The sequence below is a fragment of the Nonomuraea sp. NPDC003709 genome, from assembly GCF_040610775.1.
Classification (GTDB): domain Bacteria; phylum Actinomycetota; class Actinomycetes; order Streptosporangiales; family Streptosporangiaceae; genus Nonomuraea; species Nonomuraea angiospora_A.
Map to the genome: position 1 here is coordinate 391,767 of NZ_JBEXMW010000007.1, position 14,912 is coordinate 406,678.

13 protein-coding genes and 1 tRNA gene are annotated in these 14,912 nt (G+C 65.7%); 4 read left to right on the top strand and 10 right to left on the bottom strand.

The features are described from left to right. Positions 1 to 8: 8 nt before the first annotated feature. On the top strand, positions 9 to 401 hold the full coding sequence (mscL, locus tag ABZX61_RS23660; RefSeq protein ID WP_355197583.1) for a large conductance mechanosensitive channel protein MscL: 393 nt from the start codon (positions 9 to 11) through the stop codon (positions 399 to 401). 4 nt (positions 402 to 405) lie between these two features. Here the strand turns inward: mscL and ABZX61_RS23665 are convergent, their stop codons facing one another. Continuing rightward, positions 406 to 1,443: a D-alanyl-D-alanine carboxypeptidase family protein gene (locus tag ABZX61_RS23665; protein WP_355197585.1), complete on the bottom strand. Its 1,038-nt coding sequence runs from the start codon at positions 1,441 to 1,443 to the stop codon at positions 406 to 408. Between the two features lie 818 nt (positions 1,444 to 2,261). Here ABZX61_RS23665 and ABZX61_RS23670 point away from each other — a divergent pair. The 3 genes from ABZX61_RS23670 (at position 2,262) to ABZX61_RS23680 (ending at position 6,519) form a co-directional block, all read left to right on the top strand. Continuing rightward, positions 2,262 to 2,337: transfer RNA gene (locus ABZX61_RS23670), tRNA-Arg, on the top strand. A 182-nt stretch (positions 2,338 to 2,519) separates the two neighbouring features. Further along, positions 2,520 to 5,231, top strand: a complete 2,712-nt coding sequence (locus ABZX61_RS23675) for a tetratricopeptide repeat protein (protein WP_355197587.1) — start codon at positions 2,520 to 2,522, stop codon at positions 5,229 to 5,231. A 400-nt stretch (positions 5,232 to 5,631) separates the two neighbouring features. Next, complete coding sequence (locus ABZX61_RS23680) at positions 5,632 to 6,519, top strand: restriction endonuclease (protein ID WP_355197589.1); 888 nt, start codon at positions 5,632 to 5,634, stop codon at positions 6,517 to 6,519. 74 nt (positions 6,520 to 6,593) lie between these two features. Here the strand turns inward: ABZX61_RS23680 and ABZX61_RS23685 are convergent, their stop codons facing one another. The 9 genes from ABZX61_RS23685 to ABZX61_RS23725 all read right to left on the bottom strand — a co-directional run bounded on the left by ABZX61_RS23685 (position 6,594) and on the right by ABZX61_RS23725 (position 14,894). Beyond that, a complete protein-coding gene (locus ABZX61_RS23685) occupies positions 6,594 to 8,006 on the bottom strand; it encodes a tyrosine-type recombinase/integrase (protein WP_355197591.1) in 1,413 nt (470 codons plus the stop codon). Next, positions 8,006 to 8,203, bottom strand: coding sequence for a helix-turn-helix domain-containing protein (locus ABZX61_RS23690; protein ID WP_355197593.1), 198 nt, complete (start codon positions 8,201 to 8,203; stop codon positions 8,006 to 8,008). Before ABZX61_RS23690 ends, ABZX61_RS23685 begins: the two co-directional genes overlap by 1 nt. Positions 8,204 to 8,415: 212 nt before the next feature. After that, a complete protein-coding gene (locus ABZX61_RS23695) occupies positions 8,416 to 9,753 on the bottom strand; it encodes a hypothetical protein (RefSeq protein WP_355197595.1) in 1,338 nt (445 codons plus the stop codon). After that, complete coding sequence (locus ABZX61_RS23700; protein ID WP_355197597.1) at positions 9,750 to 10,667, bottom strand: bifunctional DNA primase/polymerase; 918 nt, start codon at positions 10,665 to 10,667, stop codon at positions 9,750 to 9,752. Before ABZX61_RS23700 ends, ABZX61_RS23695 begins: the two co-directional genes overlap by 4 nt. A gap of 101 nt (positions 10,668 to 10,768) precedes the next feature. Continuing rightward, positions 10,769 to 10,999: a hypothetical protein gene (locus ABZX61_RS23705; RefSeq protein ID WP_355197599.1), complete on the bottom strand. Its 231-nt coding sequence runs from the start codon at positions 10,997 to 10,999 to the stop codon at positions 10,769 to 10,771. A 142-nt stretch (positions 11,000 to 11,141) separates the two neighbouring features. Next, on the bottom strand, positions 11,142 to 13,376 hold the full coding sequence (locus tag ABZX61_RS23710) for a cell division protein FtsK (RefSeq protein ID WP_355197601.1): 2,235 nt from the start codon (positions 13,374 to 13,376) through the stop codon (positions 11,142 to 11,144). Then, complete coding sequence (locus ABZX61_RS23715) at positions 13,373 to 14,512, bottom strand: DUF2637 domain-containing protein (RefSeq protein ID WP_355197603.1); 1,140 nt, start codon at positions 14,510 to 14,512, stop codon at positions 13,373 to 13,375. Before ABZX61_RS23715 ends, ABZX61_RS23710 begins: the two co-directional genes overlap by 4 nt. Further along, positions 14,509 to 14,730, bottom strand: a complete 222-nt coding sequence (locus tag ABZX61_RS23720) for a hypothetical protein (RefSeq protein WP_355197605.1) — start codon at positions 14,728 to 14,730, stop codon at positions 14,509 to 14,511. The genes ABZX61_RS23715 and ABZX61_RS23720 overlap by 4 nt, the downstream gene beginning before the upstream one ends. After that, complete coding sequence (locus tag ABZX61_RS23725) at positions 14,727 to 14,894, bottom strand: hypothetical protein (RefSeq protein ID WP_355197607.1); 168 nt, start codon at positions 14,892 to 14,894, stop codon at positions 14,727 to 14,729. The genes ABZX61_RS23720 and ABZX61_RS23725 overlap by 4 nt, the downstream gene beginning before the upstream one ends. Positions 14,895 to 14,912 lie beyond the last annotated feature (18 nt).

A 14,912-nucleotide genomic window follows, 5' to 3' on the forward strand; every position in this document is an offset into this window, starting at 1 on the left:
TTTTCCCCATGAGCGGATTCAAGAGGTTCCTCATGCAGGGGAACGTCATCGACCTGGCCGTGGCGGTCGTCATCGGGGCGGCCTTCAACTCGATCGTGCAGTCGTTCGTGGCCGACCTCCTCACCCCGCTGATCTCGGCGTTCGGTGGCCTGCCCGACTTCTCCTCACTCAAGGTCACGGTCGGCCGGTCCAACTTCATGTACGGCAACTTCATCAACGCGGTCATCTCGTTCCTGATGGTCGCCGCGGTGGTCTACTTCCTGCTGGTGAAGCCGTACACGCACCTCAAAGACCGCAGCGTCGCCAAGATCGGATCGAAGACCCGCGACTGTCCCGAATGCCTGTCGGAAATCCCCAAGGCCGCGTCCCGCTGCGCCTTCTGCAGCTCACAGGTCGCCTAGGGAGCTAGAGCAGCGAATCGATCTTGGGATCGTACTCCCAGTGCCATGGCTCGAACGGGCCGGTGTAGGCCCAGGAGGGATGGAACCACCCGTACCTCTTCGAGTTCTTCTCCATCCAGACGAACTCCGCCGACCCCGACCTCTCCACCCCGCCACACAGGTCCGCGGCCAGCCCGAGCCCGTGGTTGCTCCGCCCCGGCACGGCGGCGAAACCCGGCCGCCGGTAGTAGACCGACTGCTGCTCGGCCAGGCTCCGATAGGCGTCGGTGACGCATATGCTCTTCCCGAACCGCTTCCGATAGGCCTCGTTCAGGCTCACGAACGCGATGGTGGCGTCGGCCCTCAGACTGAAACCCTTCTGCTGCAACGGACAGAGCATGCTCTTCGGAATCAGCCCGTTGGGATAGTCGTTGGCCGTCGCCGCCCGCAACGGGTTGCATCCCAGCGCCGCCCGCCCAACCTTGTCGATCTTGATGCCCATCTTCACGAGCGCGGCGGTCAGTGACTTCACGATCTTGTCGGAACGCTGCCGGAGCGTGTCCACCTCAACCGCCAGCTGTGCCTCGGCCAGCAGGTTGCCGGCCCGCAGTTCCTGCGCTTCCGCGGCCAGCCCTTCGGCCTGCTGGTACAGCACGCTGGTCTGCTCGACGGCCTGCTGCCGTACAGAGACGATCTGAGTCACGTCGCTGAGCGCCCGTAGCGTCGTCTCGTCCGCGGTCCCGGACAGGAACGGCACGATCCCGTCCGCCATGATCGGCTGCTCGTACAGCAGCTCGGCCATCTGCGACACCGGCTGCCGCATCACCGCGACCCGCTGCTCCAGATCCTGCAGAGCCGCCAGCTTGGTCTTCAGCTGCTTCTCGGAGGCGGCGATGTCCGACCGCCGCTTCTCCAGTGCCTTGGTGGCGTCCTCGAGCTCCTTGGCCGACCGCTCGGCCTCTTTGCGCAGAGCCGCCAGGTCGCCCGGCGCCTGCCGCTCCTGCTTCTGCGCCACCTGCGCCTGAGCGCGCCCCTGCCCGGAAGGCACGAAAAGAGAAGCCACCGCCATGACTACCGCGATCAGACCCGCTGATCGAGGGGCTGGCACGTTCGACTCCTCCGTTTGCAAACTCGTTACCTGGGTCAGGCACGCACGTTACTACAGCCCCCCGAGTGCCCGGACCGAACTCGGGAGAGCTGTTATGAGACAAAAAGCGCACTCTGTCCGCCCACCCCCCACGACCAGCCAGATCCCGCCACCCGAAACAGGGCCTATCAGATGCCAGGCACCAAGCTCCCACCGACCTTCAACCCCACCCCTTCCTCCTCGTCCCGGCACAGATCCCACAGCCAGGTGTTCACCCACTCCCCCGAACACCCCACCTGAGTCTGAGTCCGCACCGGAGCCGGCATAACAGGCTCCTCCACCCCAGGCTCCACATCCCCGACAGGCGGCACCGCCGCCGGGACAACAGCCCGCGGCCGACTCACCACACGAACGGGAGCCGGCACGCTCCCCTCGTACAGCCGATCCGGATGCGCCGGCGCCCGAACCACCATCGGCCCAAACCCCGCCCGCACGACCCGCTCCCGAACCACCGCCGGGACACTCCCCTCAAACCCCCGCATCTCCCCAGCCAACAACCCTCCAGCAAGGATCGCCGGCGCCAACAACGCCCCGAACAACACGACAGGCCGCCGCCGCGCCTGCTTGCATCGCCTCCTGGTCACAGGCAGACGCTATCCACGCCGGATCCACAAGATTCCAACCACTTGCCATGCCTTTACCGCAGCTCAGAGCACCCATAACCAACCCCACCAAACTCACCCCGGCTCCACGTCCCACGCAGTGCCAGACTTTCGCTAGGCTTACGAGAGTCCGCCTCCGTAGCTCAGGGGATAGAGCACCGCTCTCCTAAAGCGGGTGCCGCAGGTTCGAATCCTGCCGGGGGCACCAGGTTCGACCAGCAGCAAAGCGCCCTTGACCAGCGGAAACGTCGGTTGAGGGCTTTTTGGTGTGTCCGGTGGTGTCCGACTGCCGTCGATCGCTTGCGGCCACCCCTTCCCAATGCCTTCCCAGGGCAGTTTCAGCTCTCACAGACTCTGGGACTTCGCCCATGCGTAGCAAAGAGAATGGAGATGGCACTCGGGGTCGGGTTCAAGCAGGAAGGCGGCCTGACGATGCTCTCTCGGCGGTCGACACGGTGGAGCGGATATGGCAGCGCTGTGCTGCTGCTGGCGGTCGCGATCCTGGGCAATCAGGTGCTCGACGACAGCGGGTGGAGCTGGGGATGGGGAGCGGCCGCACTGACCGCAGCCTTAGCAACTGGTGCCTGGGATAGCTGGAGGTCCCGGTCCGAACCGGCCGGGAGGCTGCGGCTGGCGGATCCGCGTGGGCGACCATTACCGCTGGAGCGCGTCAGTCTTGCTCAGCTTGGCGTTGCCGACTCGCGTTTCGCCCGTCCTGATCGGATGGCTCCACACATCAACCGACCGATCGACAGACAGCTCGGTCAGGCGCTAGATGCTCTCGCCGGTGGACGAGAGCGTGTGGTGGTGGTGCAGGGAGAGCGCCTCGCCGGCACTACGCACGCGCTGGCTCATGCGGCACAGATCCACATACCGCAATGGAAGGTGGCCGCCTTCGAACGCGAGCAGGAATTGACGCTGGCGGCGATGTTAGAGCGGGCCGCCGAGTGGGTGGAACCGCAGGCCGGAGTGGTGGTATGGCTAGACGCCATCAGCTTGGAGCATCTAGGCCAACTCACTGAGACACTGCTGGCCAAGCTCCCGCCTCGGGTCGGAATCTTGGTCACACTGCACACCGAGGAGATCACCGGTCTACACGGGGAACCAGCGGCCCGGCTGCCCTCCCATGTGATGCATGTTCTGGCCGAGCGCACCGTACACCTCGTCCTGGGAGTGATCACACCTGGCGAGCGTGAACTGATCCGCGCCGAATCCAGCTACCAGGCTCTGCAGCCGTCCATAGATGACGTGGCAACCGAAGTGCTGATGGGTCGCCTGATGGTCTCTCTGAAGCAACTACGCAACGCGCTGACAACCGGCGACTCCGAACAGGCGACCGACCGTGTGGCGTTGCTGCGTGCAGCCACAGACTGGCACCGCGCGCAGATCCCAGAGCGGCTAACCAGACAGGTTCTTCAGAAGCTGTGGGCAGACTACCGGCGCCACTTGACATGCCTACCGTCACGCACTCGGCTTCCAGCCGACAACTTCGTTCGCGCACTGGAATGGGCGAAGGCGCCCGCCTCCGCAGGCCGTCCGCAACTGCTCAGTGCCACCGCCCCGTACAGGCCGCACTGCCTATTAGCTGTAGTCGCCGCAGAAGACGAGCCGATCGGTTGGCGTATTGCTCCGCACCTATGGGACTACGCCCTCCATCACCTTGACGACGGCAACCTGCTCAAACTCGGCTACACAGCACTCGACCACGGCGAAATCGAGGCTGCAGCCAAGCTACTGGAGCGCCTCTCAGCCGATGACATCACCCTGCCCGTACTCATGACCATCGCTGATCACTTCTACGCCACGCAGGACTCCGGCCATTGCCGTCAGTGGTTGACGCGCGCTGCTATATCTGGTCATCCTGACTCCCCGAGGGCGATGTACAACCTGGGCATCCTGCATGAGGAGCAGGGCCAAGTGGAGGAAGCCCGTGAATGGTTCTTGCGGGCGGTGGAGTCCGGCCACCAAGACTCTGCACCCCAAGCCATGGTGGTCCTCGGCATCGTGGAGAACGAGCAGGGACGGACGCAAAAGGCTGGCGAGTGGTTCCTGCGAGCTGCGGAGTCGGGTCATGCTGAGTACGCACCGAAGGCGATGGTCAACCTCGGCGTCATCGAAGGAACGCAAGGGCCAACGGACGAAGCCTACCGCTGGCTGGTGCGAGCAGTTGAGGCTGGCCATCCCGAGCACGCGGCAGCGGCGATGATCCATCTCGGCCTATTGGAGGCGCGGCGAGAGCGGGTAGAGGAAGCTCGCCGCTGGTGGGCTAACGCGGTGGAGTCGGGGCACCCCGACTCAGCACCCCGCGCCATGGAACACCTGGGAATGCTGGAGGCGGACCACGATCAAGTAGACCAGGCTCGCGAGTGGTTCGTGCGCGCAGCGGAGACCAATCATCCTGAGTATGCATCAGAGGCGATGGTCAACCTTGGCATCCTAGAGAGAAGGGAAAACCGGATCGAGGAGGCCCGCAGATGGTTTGTACGGGCGATTGATTCCGGCCACTCTGAGCACACGCCGACAGCAATGTTCAACCTGGGCCACTTGGAAGAGGAACAGGGGCGGGTGGAACAGGCTCGTCACTGGTATGAACAGGCGGTTCAGTCCGGCCATCTTGAGCAAGCCCCAAAGGCGATGGTCAACCTCGGCCACATGGAAGGGAGACTTGGACAGATGGAGGAGGCCCGCAAGTGGTTCTTGCGAGCCATCGAAACCGGCCATTCTGAACAAGCACCGAAGGCTATGCTCGACCTCGGCACGTTAGAGGCAAGCCTCCAACGAGTAGATCAAGCTCGCCACTGGTATGGGCTAGCGGCCGAATTCGGGCATGCAGAAATTTCACCCGTAGCAATGGTTGACCTTGGTGGGCTAGAGGCGGATCAAGGCCGGATAGTCGAATCGCGAGCATGGTTAGCAAGAGCAATTACCAGCGAGTACGCCTACGCATCGGACCTAGCGCAACGCCGGCTGCGCGACTTAGACCGTAAAGAGGCAGAGTTGCGTCGAGCAGCATGGTATGCAAAGTACGGCTATTTGGGTTCTGCCGCTCATCCCGTCACCGCACATCCCCCCACTGCTTCGGAAGATGATGACGACACTTGACCAATCGGCAAGAAACCTCTCGATCCGCCGCTATCAATCGGCCTCAAGATTTCGCGTCCCACACCAACATAGGCAAGCACCTGCCATCCGCCTTGCACTTCCACTTAGATCGCTATAACTGCGATTTGCGATGCCGCAAAACAGTCGCAACAAGACGATTTCCTTCAGAGGAAGGCGAGCGATAAGCGACAGATGCTTCCATGACGAAGATGAATCCGGGAGGATCGCCATGGGTAAACCCTGGGACTGGGTGAACGATCGCTCCTATATAGAGCGCCTGTCAGAAGTGATTGGGATCAGTCTCGGCTTGGCAGCGACTAGAGAACAAATACAGCTAGCGACTAAGGAGAACTTGCACCGAGTGGAGCGGCACCTAGGAACTAGTGCCGAATATAAAGTCGTGAACGGCACGCTAATGGCGGCCGTGCTGGAAAAGTTCGGATTCCATGGCGCTCTGCGGGCAACCGACCAACCAATAGTCGCCGGGATCAAGGAACGACTCGGCGACCTGGACCTAGCAGTCCAAGCAGCCGAGTTCGTGATTGGGCGCATATATTATCCCGCCAGACAGCCCCACCCGGTAGATTTGGGCCCGTCTCCACTAGCTGTGATCATCAATCCAATCCACGTCGAGCCAAATCGTACTCGCGAACTCATCGAAGAAGCCCGAGAACTTGCAGGACAGGCGCTGGCAGGCGCGGTCTCGGTAGCTCTGGACGAAATAGCGTTTCGATACGCCAGAAGTGTAATCAGACTGGGCGCCTCCGAGAAGGTTTGGGGAGATTCGCTAGAACTTTCCGAGCTCTTCGATTCAGAATCTACTATGGCCACATATGGTAGATTTTTTGACCAGCGCTTCATAGATTATCTAGTCGCTAATTTCGATCAGATCGGCGATATCAATTGGAGGAAGTTCGAAGCTCTTACGGCCGAACACTTCTATCGACAGGGCTTTGAGGTCGAACTTGGTGCGGGCAGGAATGATAATGGGGTCGACCTAAGGATATGGGAATCTGGAGCGAGAGATGAGGGCGCGACACCAACAATCATTGTGCAGTGCAAACGCGAGAAGCATAAGATCCAGAAAGTCGTCGTTAAGGCGTTGGCGGCAGACGTAGAGTGGGAAGGCGCCAAGCAGGGGCTACTGGTAGCTACGGCTGAATGGCTGCCTGGAGCGCGAGAAGTAGCAAAAACCAGAAGCTATCCAGTGAGAGAAGTCAATCCGACCACTCTCAGGGAATGGCTGGCTACGATGAAGACCACCGGAAGTGGTCTCTGGCTACCGTGATCAATGTGATTTAGCTGGGTAGGCATGAGTGGCGAGGGGAGTCCGACACTTTCATCGGACTCCCACTCGCCGTCTTATTCTGCAAGGGCATCAGCGATTCGGGCCCTGGCCGCCTCATCCTGACCGACAATGCACTTGGCGTAGATGCGCAGGAGCACGTCAACACTGTGCCCGGCCCATTCCGCCACCTGCGGCGCAGGAACGCCAGCGTTGAGCCACATGGACACGCAGGCATGACGTAGGTCGTATGGTCGCGCGGCCAGAGCTGAGGCGAACTCCTTCTCTGTGAGGGCTGTCTTGCGGGCGGCCTTCCAGGCGCGGCGGTAGGTGATGAATGGCAGCTCGCTCACCTTGACGCCGTAGAACAGGCGGCCCTGCGGTCCCTGGTCGAACTTTGCGAGATGGGCTCGCAGGATCCGCACCAGAGGTGGCGGGATGGGCACCGTACGGCTGTGCCCGACAGCGCGGTGCTTGAGCGCGCGTTCCTCTCGCGCCTTGCCGCTGTCCGTCCAGTCCCGACCGGCGTACGGTGCGGCCTTGACGAGGTGAAGTTCCCCCCAGGCGTTGGCCGATTCCTCCATCTCGCCCTTCTCCGCGTTCTCGCAGAGAGGCGGGAGGGTGACGTTGTCTCGGCGTAGGTTGACGGCCTCCTCCGGACGCAGGGCCGCGTAGTACATGAGGGCGAAGAACGCCGCGAGACGTTCGCCGCTCGGCTTCTGTGCAGCCACGGCCGCGAGCAACGCCTTGGCCTGGGTGTGGTTGACGACGCTACGCCGGTCCACCTCGTAGGCGTTGGCCGGCGGCTTCCACTTCAGTGTCTTGAGTGGGTTGGCGGGCAGGAGCTTGAGTTCTACGGCGTAGTCGAGGGCGTTGGACAGCAGCATGCGGTGCTTGCGCACGGTGCTGGGAGCGGCGCGCGTACCGTCCAGCAGAGATGTGGCGGACTCCAGTAGGTCGCGGACGAGACCGGCATCGTCGATGAGCGCCGAGAGCGGCTTGGTGTTGTCGGCCAGCCAGCTCAACGCGGCGGCGGCCTCCTCGGGTGCCTCCTGACGTTGCTTGGTGTTGAAGCCCCAGCGATGCATCGCTGAGCGCAGGACTCGATCATCTGGCTTGGCTCGCGTGGTGGTGTACATGGCGGGTGTGGCGGCGGTGAGGGCGCGGGCGATGTCCTGGCGGTACTTGGCGGCGGCGTTCTTCCACTTCATGTCGGCGAACTTGCAGGCGAAGTCGTACCAGCTCATCTCGGGGCGGTCGGTGCGTCCCCAGGAGACGGGCTCACCCGTGAGGGTGCTGAAGGCTTCGCCGCTGCGGGCGGCGGTGAGCAGGGAGCCGCGGAAGGTGTCGGCCTGGGCGGCGTTCTTGAAGGAGCGCTTCCAGGTCTTCGTGGTGGTCTGCCAGGCCACGCGGTAGGAGGTGACCTTGCCGGCCGCGTTCTTGCGGATCTCGATCGCGTAGACGCGGACGTTGTAGGTGATGTCCTTCATCAGGCGGCCTCTTCCATCGTGGTGAGCCAGCGGTCCAGGTCGGTGCGACGGATGCGGAGATCGCCGTTGGGCAGCTTGAGGCAGCGCGGGGCACGGCCTTTGGCTCGCCAGTCGTAGAAGGTGGAGCGGGAGATCTGGAGTTCGGTGCAGAGGTCGGCGAGGGTGAGCATTCCTCGTTGGGTGGTGCCGGTGGCCAAGTGCGGCTCCTTGCCGGTTCAGGCGGTTGGGTGTGTTCGGCCCCGTGCTTGGTGGCTGTGGGCCGGGTGGTGATCAGGACGAAGAAAGAAGAAAGAACGGGCCGGTACGTGCTGGGGCTGGGATGGTGGTGATCGGCTTTGTTCATGGCCGACGAAAGAAGGTCGGTCCTGCGGCGATCGCGTCTCTGCTGCCGCGTGGTGGGTTGTGCAGCTCATGAGGGCTTGTTTCTTCTTTCTTCGTCGGGGCTGGTGCGGCGGTAGCGGACGGATGGTCGGCCCCCGGTGGGCGTGGTGAAGGTCTCGTACTGGCCGGTGGCGGTGAGGCTGGTCAGTAGCTCGTCGAGGGTCTGCTTGGGCACGTTGCGGCTGAACAGGGCGGAGAGCTCCGAGCGGGTCAGGCCGGTGTCGGCGGCTTGGTCGAGGGCGCGGCGGATGCGGTCGATCTTCGGGTCGCGCATTTGCTTGTCCAGGACGAACACGGCTGAGGCGATGGAGTAGCGGACCAGCGCAGCGGCGGCTCCGAGGTCGGTGGTGGTGATGTGGGTTCGGGCATCCAGGGCCGCGTACAGGGCGGCGATGCGCAGGCAGTACGGAGCGGAGCGGCGGGTGAACTCGGTCCAGGCGTGGTCTTCGTCGTCGGCGGCGGTGAACTCCTCGTACAGCTCGGCCGACCAGAGGGCGCGGGCGTTCTCGTCCAGGGCGATGCGTTTGATCTGGCGGGCGGCCTTGACGGCGTCGTGCAGTTGGCTGCTGAGGCTGGCAAGGAGGTCGGGTGCGACGCCTTCCGGAATGGGCAGGCGCTTGGAGCGCTCGACGTAGATGGGCAGGAAGCGGTTGTAGGAGCCGCCGGCCATGTCCGCCTCGGCCAGGCGCATGCGGAACTCCTTGGGTGTGATGTGGCCGATGATCGCGATGTGCGGGTTGGTCGCGCGGTAGGCGTTGCGGGTCAGTACGGCGAGCGTGCGGCCGTCCCATGCCTGGCGGAGCATCGTGCCGAGGGTGGATCCCTCGCGCTTGGCGCGGGCCATGACGGTGGAGAACTCCGGCTCGGTGACCGACAGGCGCTTGTCCATGGTGCCGCCGGAGTCGTCCGGGCTGTCGGGGTCGCGGATGCGCTCGATCAGCCCTTCGCCAGAGGACAGGCCGGTGACGCAGAGGTCGCCGTAGCCGATCCCGGCGTGATGCAGGAAGATCTCGGCGGTGTCGGTGGCCTGGCCCTTGCGGCCGGAGCCGGTGCGGCCGAACAGCAAGGGCCAGATCAGGAGCGGGTGGCGGGTGTTGCCGATCTGGACGAACGGGCCAGGGCCGATGACCGCGCCGCACGCGGACAGGGCGGAGACCAGGACGCCTACGGGGTCGGCTTCGGTGGATGGGTCGGCGGCCTTCACCAGTTCGCCGGGCAGGCCGTAGAACATGGCCGGGTCGGCGGCGGGTGGCGGGACCGGTAGGCCGAGGGCCGGGTCGCCGGACTGGTCGCGGTGGAGGCGGGTGATGGTGGCATGGGCGTCGAGGTTCTCCAGGATGGTGTTGGCGTCGAGTGGGTTGGTCATGCGATCCCCCGGCGTGGCTGGCGTGCTCCGGCGTTCAGGCCGGAGCGGATGGTTGCGGTTGCCTCTCGGGGAGACAGGCCGGTGGCCTGGGCGGCGGTGTGCAGAGCGTCCTCGGTCAGGCGGTGCGGGAGCAGGCCGGTGGCGATGAGCTGGCCGAGGGCGAAGGCGGCGGCGTTCAGGGTGTGGTTGCGGGTGCCCGACCTGGCGTCGAGGACGTGCTGCAGCTCGTTCTGGAGTGCGGCCAGGGCGTAGCCGGTGGACTGGTCGCCCAGCGCCGCCAGAACGTCGGAGACCTGCACGGGGTGAGAGGTGTGTTCGGGTCGGGTGAGTCGTTCGGCCAGCCAGGACGGCAGCGGTGCGGGGGCGGCGGTGTGGATGGCGTCGTAGGTACCGGTGCCGTCCGGGAGATCGACGTAGCTGCCAGGCGCGACGACGTAGCCGCCGGTGGCGCGGGTATCGATCAGCCAGCCGAGTCCTTGGCCCTTGGCCCCGGAGGTGTTGCCGAGTGTCAGGCCCTGCGGGGCGGTGAAGTACAGGTGCGTTCCGCCGCGCCGGGTGCGGACCTGGAAGGTTTCCAGGGGTAGCGGCTGGTCGGCCTGCTCGCACAGCAGGGCCAGGACATCCGCCCCGTCGTTGACGCCGGGCTGGTTCCACGGTGATGGCGGCTGCTCGTCGTTCTTCGGGGTGTCGAGGTCGATGACGACCAGGCCAGACGGGCCGGTGGCGATGCCGATGTTGCAGGCGGTGCCGGTCCAGAAGCGTCGGATGATGTCGGGGTCGATGGTGTGGTGTTCCTTCCACTTCCAACCCTTGAGCGGCACCTTGTCCCCCGGCATGAGCGGGAAGACGTGCCAGCCTCGGGCGGCGGCGGCCAGCGCGTAGGTCAGCGTCTGGCGGGACGGATGAGGTGTCATGCTGGTGGTTGCTCCTTGAGTCGGCCCTGCGGGGCCCGTGATCGGTTGGGGCATGGGCCCCGGCGTCGTGCTTGGTGGCTGTGCGCCGGGGCCGTTCATGGTCAGCGGCCGTCCTGGTGGAGGCGGCGGAAGTAGTTCCAGGCGTGGCGGCCGAGGCGTAGGCGCAGGCCGGTGGCGTCGCAGCGGCGGCAGTAGCGGGTGCCTCGGCGGTGCGGGATGCGGCCTTTGCCCTGGCACTTGCGGCAGCGGCCGAACGGGCTGACGTAGCATCGTGAGGCGTAACAGAGTGTGCTGATGATCGTGGTGATAGCGGCGAGCAGGGCAGGGTGCACGATGGCCTCCTGGGCCGGTTCTTGGGTGTGGTCGAGGAAGGCCGCTAGCGTGCTAACCGCCTGGCCAAGGCTTGTTTCTGGTGCTAGCGGGGCTGCTAGCGATAGCAAGGTCAGGTGCTATCGCTAGCAGCCTCCTGACGGGTCAGCCGGAACGCTTCTGGCGGTTACGTTCGGCGATGGCCTCGGTGAGGTCGTCCAGGCGGATACCGCGTCGGGTGACGGGCTTGCCGTCGATGCGGCGGCCGATGTCACCCACGCGCAGGCCGTACGGCTTGAGGGCACTGGTGAGCTGTTCGGACTTCCAGCCGGTGTAGACGCCGGGTCGGAGTTCGGTCAGGCGGGTGCACAGGGCTTCGTTCCAGGCCGCGTTCTCCCCGACCGGCCAGATTTCGGCGAGGTCGGCCAGGACGTCGAAGACGGGTGCGTCCTCGCGGGCCTGGGTGCCGGGCTCGGGCAGGGTGCCGGCCAGGCCGCGGAGCCGCTTGGCGCGTTCGATGACCTTGTCGGCGTCGTTGGTGTCGAGGTAGTAGGAGCGGCGGGCGGCGGGCTTGCCGAGACCCGCGAGGATGCCCCATCCGGCCTCCACCACCGGCTGGAACACCGTGGCGCGGTAGCCCTGCTTGTACATGGAGGTGCCGAGGATCATGTCGTTGGCGGTCTGGTCGGCGACGCTCATGCAGTAGCGGGTGTTGACGTTGCGGGTGATACCGGTCGGCAGGCTGTCCTTGTCCGGGATCTGCGTGCCCAGGAGCAGGATCACGCCGAGGGCGCGGCCGAGCTTGATGACCTTCTCGCAGATCTCTCCGGCTTCCTTGCCGTACTGCGGGTGCAAGAACAGCTCTTGGATCTCGTCCACGGCCACGATCAGCGGATGCAGCCCAGAGCCCTTGAGCGAGGCCAGTTCGGGAGTGACCTTGTTCTCGGGTGCCTTGCCGAGGGCGTGGTAGTGGGCGATGCGCTTGGAGCGGCGTTCGCACTCCTTGTACAGCCAGGCGAACATCGCGGCGCAGCGGGCGATCGTCTCGTCGTCGAAGCCGTTGCCGTACTCGGTGCAGACCGGCTCCAGGACCTTGAAGTCGCCTACTCCCTTCAGCTCGTAGATGCGCAGCTCGGCGCGTGGATCGAGGGCGGCGGCCAGGACCGCGAGCCTGAGCCCGAACGTCTTACCGGAGCCGGGCTGTCCACCCACGAGCCAGTTGCGGAACACCAGCTCGGCGTTGACGGTCTCCATGCGCGGTGTCGTGGCGAACGGGAACGGCTTGAAGACGTCCACCTGGCCGTCGCGCAGCAGCGGCCAGGGCGGCTGCTTCATCTGCGAGGCGGGCTCGTACCCGACCCACAGGGCCAGCCGTCCGGGATGGCCGGCGGCCGGTTCAGGCCAGACCTGATCGAGCGGGAGCCGCATCGCCGAGGCCAGCCGTCCCCGGCGAGCCACCACCTCGGCTGCCTCCACGCCGTAGGGCAGATCCACGATCGCGAGATGGCCAGGGCCGTCGCGGTGAATCTCCTGCGGGAAGCTGATGGCGTTCGGATCCTTGCTCACTGCCTGGGTGATGCCGGAGATCCCGCAGGACAGCAACGCCCGCCGTACCAGCTCCGCGGTGAGCTTGCGGTAGCGCGGCGCTTCGCTCACGCGGTCGGTGATCGGCTTGTCGCTCGGTCGTCCGACGCGCGCCAACATCGGTATGGCCAGGGCCGCGGCGGCGAGGCGCACCCAGCCAGGCACGCCGGCCACCAGGACGACCAGCAAGCCACCCAAAGTCAGTCCGCCGGACGCGATCAGGACCGACCAGCGCCAGCGGGATTGGCGTTGGCGCTGCTTGTCGAGCTTGAGCCATGTCTCGGCGTCGTTGCGGTCGGCGGCGTACTGCCGCAGTGCCCAGTTGCCCTCTTCCGCCGTCGCCCAGTGCAGCAAGCGCCCGATACCGGTGAACAGGCCGGGAAGGGCGTACCACAGCATCTTGGCCAGGTACTTCGGCGACCGTGCGGCGTGGTAGCCGAGGATGTATGCGGCGTCACGGGTCTGCCAGACGGCCATCGCACGGACGGACTGCCAGGTGCGCAGCCAGACCGGGATGATCGGTGCCCGGCGCCGTGCGGCCCGCGTGGTCGGCGGGATCGTGTCCTCGTCCGGCAGGTCGACTGGCGGTCCGAGAACGCGGTCGGCGATTGCGACCGTCTCGCGGTCGAAGAACTCGTCCTCCGGTTCATCGGCCGGAGTGGCGTCCTCATGCGGACGGACACGGCGCCGGGAGTCGAGCGGAACGACCTCGGCTGCGCCATCCCCTGCTGGCTCCGGGCGGACCGGCCACTCGAAGCCGTCCAGCTCACGCCCGGGTACCGGACGGCTGTCGGACTCGTGCGGATCGTGGGTCATGATGAGTACACCTCGTGTGCCTTGACGGTTGCGGGGTTGCCGGGCGCGGCCACTGTTCTTGGCGGAGTGGGGGCCGCGCCCTGCGTGTTGGTCAGGACCGATTCGCGGTCAGGCGGCGTCCCGACGGCGGTCGGGCCATCCGGTCGGTCCGGGTCGGTGCCGGCGGTCCGTCCGGCGGTCGAGGACCGTTCGGGAGGTACCTCCGTCCGCAGGCGGGCCAGCAGCGTTCCGGCGCGGTCGGTGGATATCGACCGACCGGTCTGCCTGATGGCGTCGCGGAGCCGGTCGCGGGTGAGCTGTACGCCTTGGACCTCGTGGTCGGCGGCGACCTGCCAGCCCAGTTGCATCAGGTCGTCCACGTCGGTACGTGGTGCACGGCGACGTCGTCCACCTTTCCGTGTCGTTCTGGTGACGGGCTTGGGCACCTGAGGGGAAGGTAGGGCGGGGCGTTCGGCCGGAGGAGGGAGCAGTACTCCCTCAGGCACGAGCTCGCCGAGCCGGTACAGGGCGCGCTCGCGACGAGTGGCCTTGAACCGCCACAGCCAGCCGTACTGGTCCTGAAGGTCGGTGCGGGTGAGGATACGGTCGCGCTCCCGCTTGAGGGCGTTCGGGTAAGAGCGGATCTCCCACAGGACCATCCGCCGCCAGAGGGCGAAGGTGGACGGGAAGGCCAGCAGCCAGCGGGAGAGCCGGATGGACTCCATACGGTCAGGTCTGGCCAGATCGGCGCGCTTGCGGACGGCGTACGCGCCCACCTCCACGGCCACCACCCACAGCAGCGGGAGCATGGCATGGGCGACCATCCCGAACAGGGTGTCCTCGCCGGCCACATTCAGGTACACGGTCGCGCCCGTCAACGACCATGGGACCAGCCTGAGCAGACGTATCCGCATGCCGAGCCGGGCCAGCACGATGTCCAGTGCGGAGAAGACAGCGATGCCCAGGTCGATGCCGAGCGGCACCATCCAGGCCATCGCGCCGAACGACGGGGCGGCCGCTCTGGCCACGGTGGCGAAGCTGATGACGAATCCGAGCAGGCCCAGGGCGGCTACGGCGACGGTGGTCACCGAGACGGCGGTGTGCTCGCCCTCGCTCAGCGGGCGCGGCCCGTAGCTCATGGCGTCGGTTGCGGTCATCGGCCCCACCGCCTCCGGCACCGCGGGCAGTCGGGCCGGGTGCACCAGTTCGCCACATGGCTGGACCACCTGCGCAGTGCCATGTCAGGCGATCCCGCAACCAGGACCGCGGACCGTACGACCTGGCGTAGACGGTGGCGTTCTTGAGCGATGCGCACCAGCTCGGCGCCGAGCCATCCGGCGCCGAACGTGATCAGGTAGAGCAGGACTGAGATCATGCGGCCCTCCTCAGCGGGGCGTGCATTTCGTTGTTGATGTCGGCGGCGAACACCGCTCGGCGGCAGAGCGCGCAGTAGAACTGCACGGGGCCGCCGTCGAGCTGCGCCGTGCAGCGCGGGCAGTGCTTGGCAGGCCACGGCGACAGGCGGGTTGTGTGGTGCATGGCTCCTCCTTTCAGAGG

Coding starts and splice junctions, on each gene's coding strand:
- mscL (WP_355197583.1), top strand. CDS start 9: ATGAGCGGATTCAAGAGGTTCCTCATGCAGGGGAACGTCATCGACCTG.
- ABZX61_RS23675 (WP_355197587.1), top strand. CDS start 2,520: ATGGCACTCGGGGTCGGGTTCAAGCAGGAAGGCGGCCTGACGATGCTC.
- ABZX61_RS23685 (WP_355197591.1), bottom strand. CDS start 8,006: ATGAAGGACATCACCTACAACGTCCGCGTCTACGCGATCGAGATCCGC.
- ABZX61_RS23695 (WP_355197595.1), bottom strand. CDS start 9,753: ATGACCAACCCACTCGACGCCAACACCATCCTGGAGAACCTCGACGCC.
- ABZX61_RS23700 (WP_355197597.1), bottom strand. CDS start 10,667: ATGACACCTCATCCGTCCCGCCAGACGCTGACCTACGCGCTGGCCGCC.
- ABZX61_RS23710 (WP_355197601.1), bottom strand. CDS start 13,376: ATGACCCACGATCCGCACGAGTCCGACAGCCGTCCGGTACCCGGGCGT.
- ABZX61_RS23715 (WP_355197603.1), bottom strand. CDS start 14,512: ATGACCGCAACCGACGCCATGAGCTACGGGCCGCGCCCGCTGAGCGAG.
- ABZX61_RS23720 (WP_355197605.1), bottom strand. CDS start 14,730: ATGATCTCAGTCCTGCTCTACCTGATCACGTTCGGCGCCGGATGGCTC.
- ABZX61_RS23725 (WP_355197607.1), bottom strand. CDS start 14,894: ATGCACCACACAACCCGCCTGTCGCCGTGGCCTGCCAAGCACTGCCCG.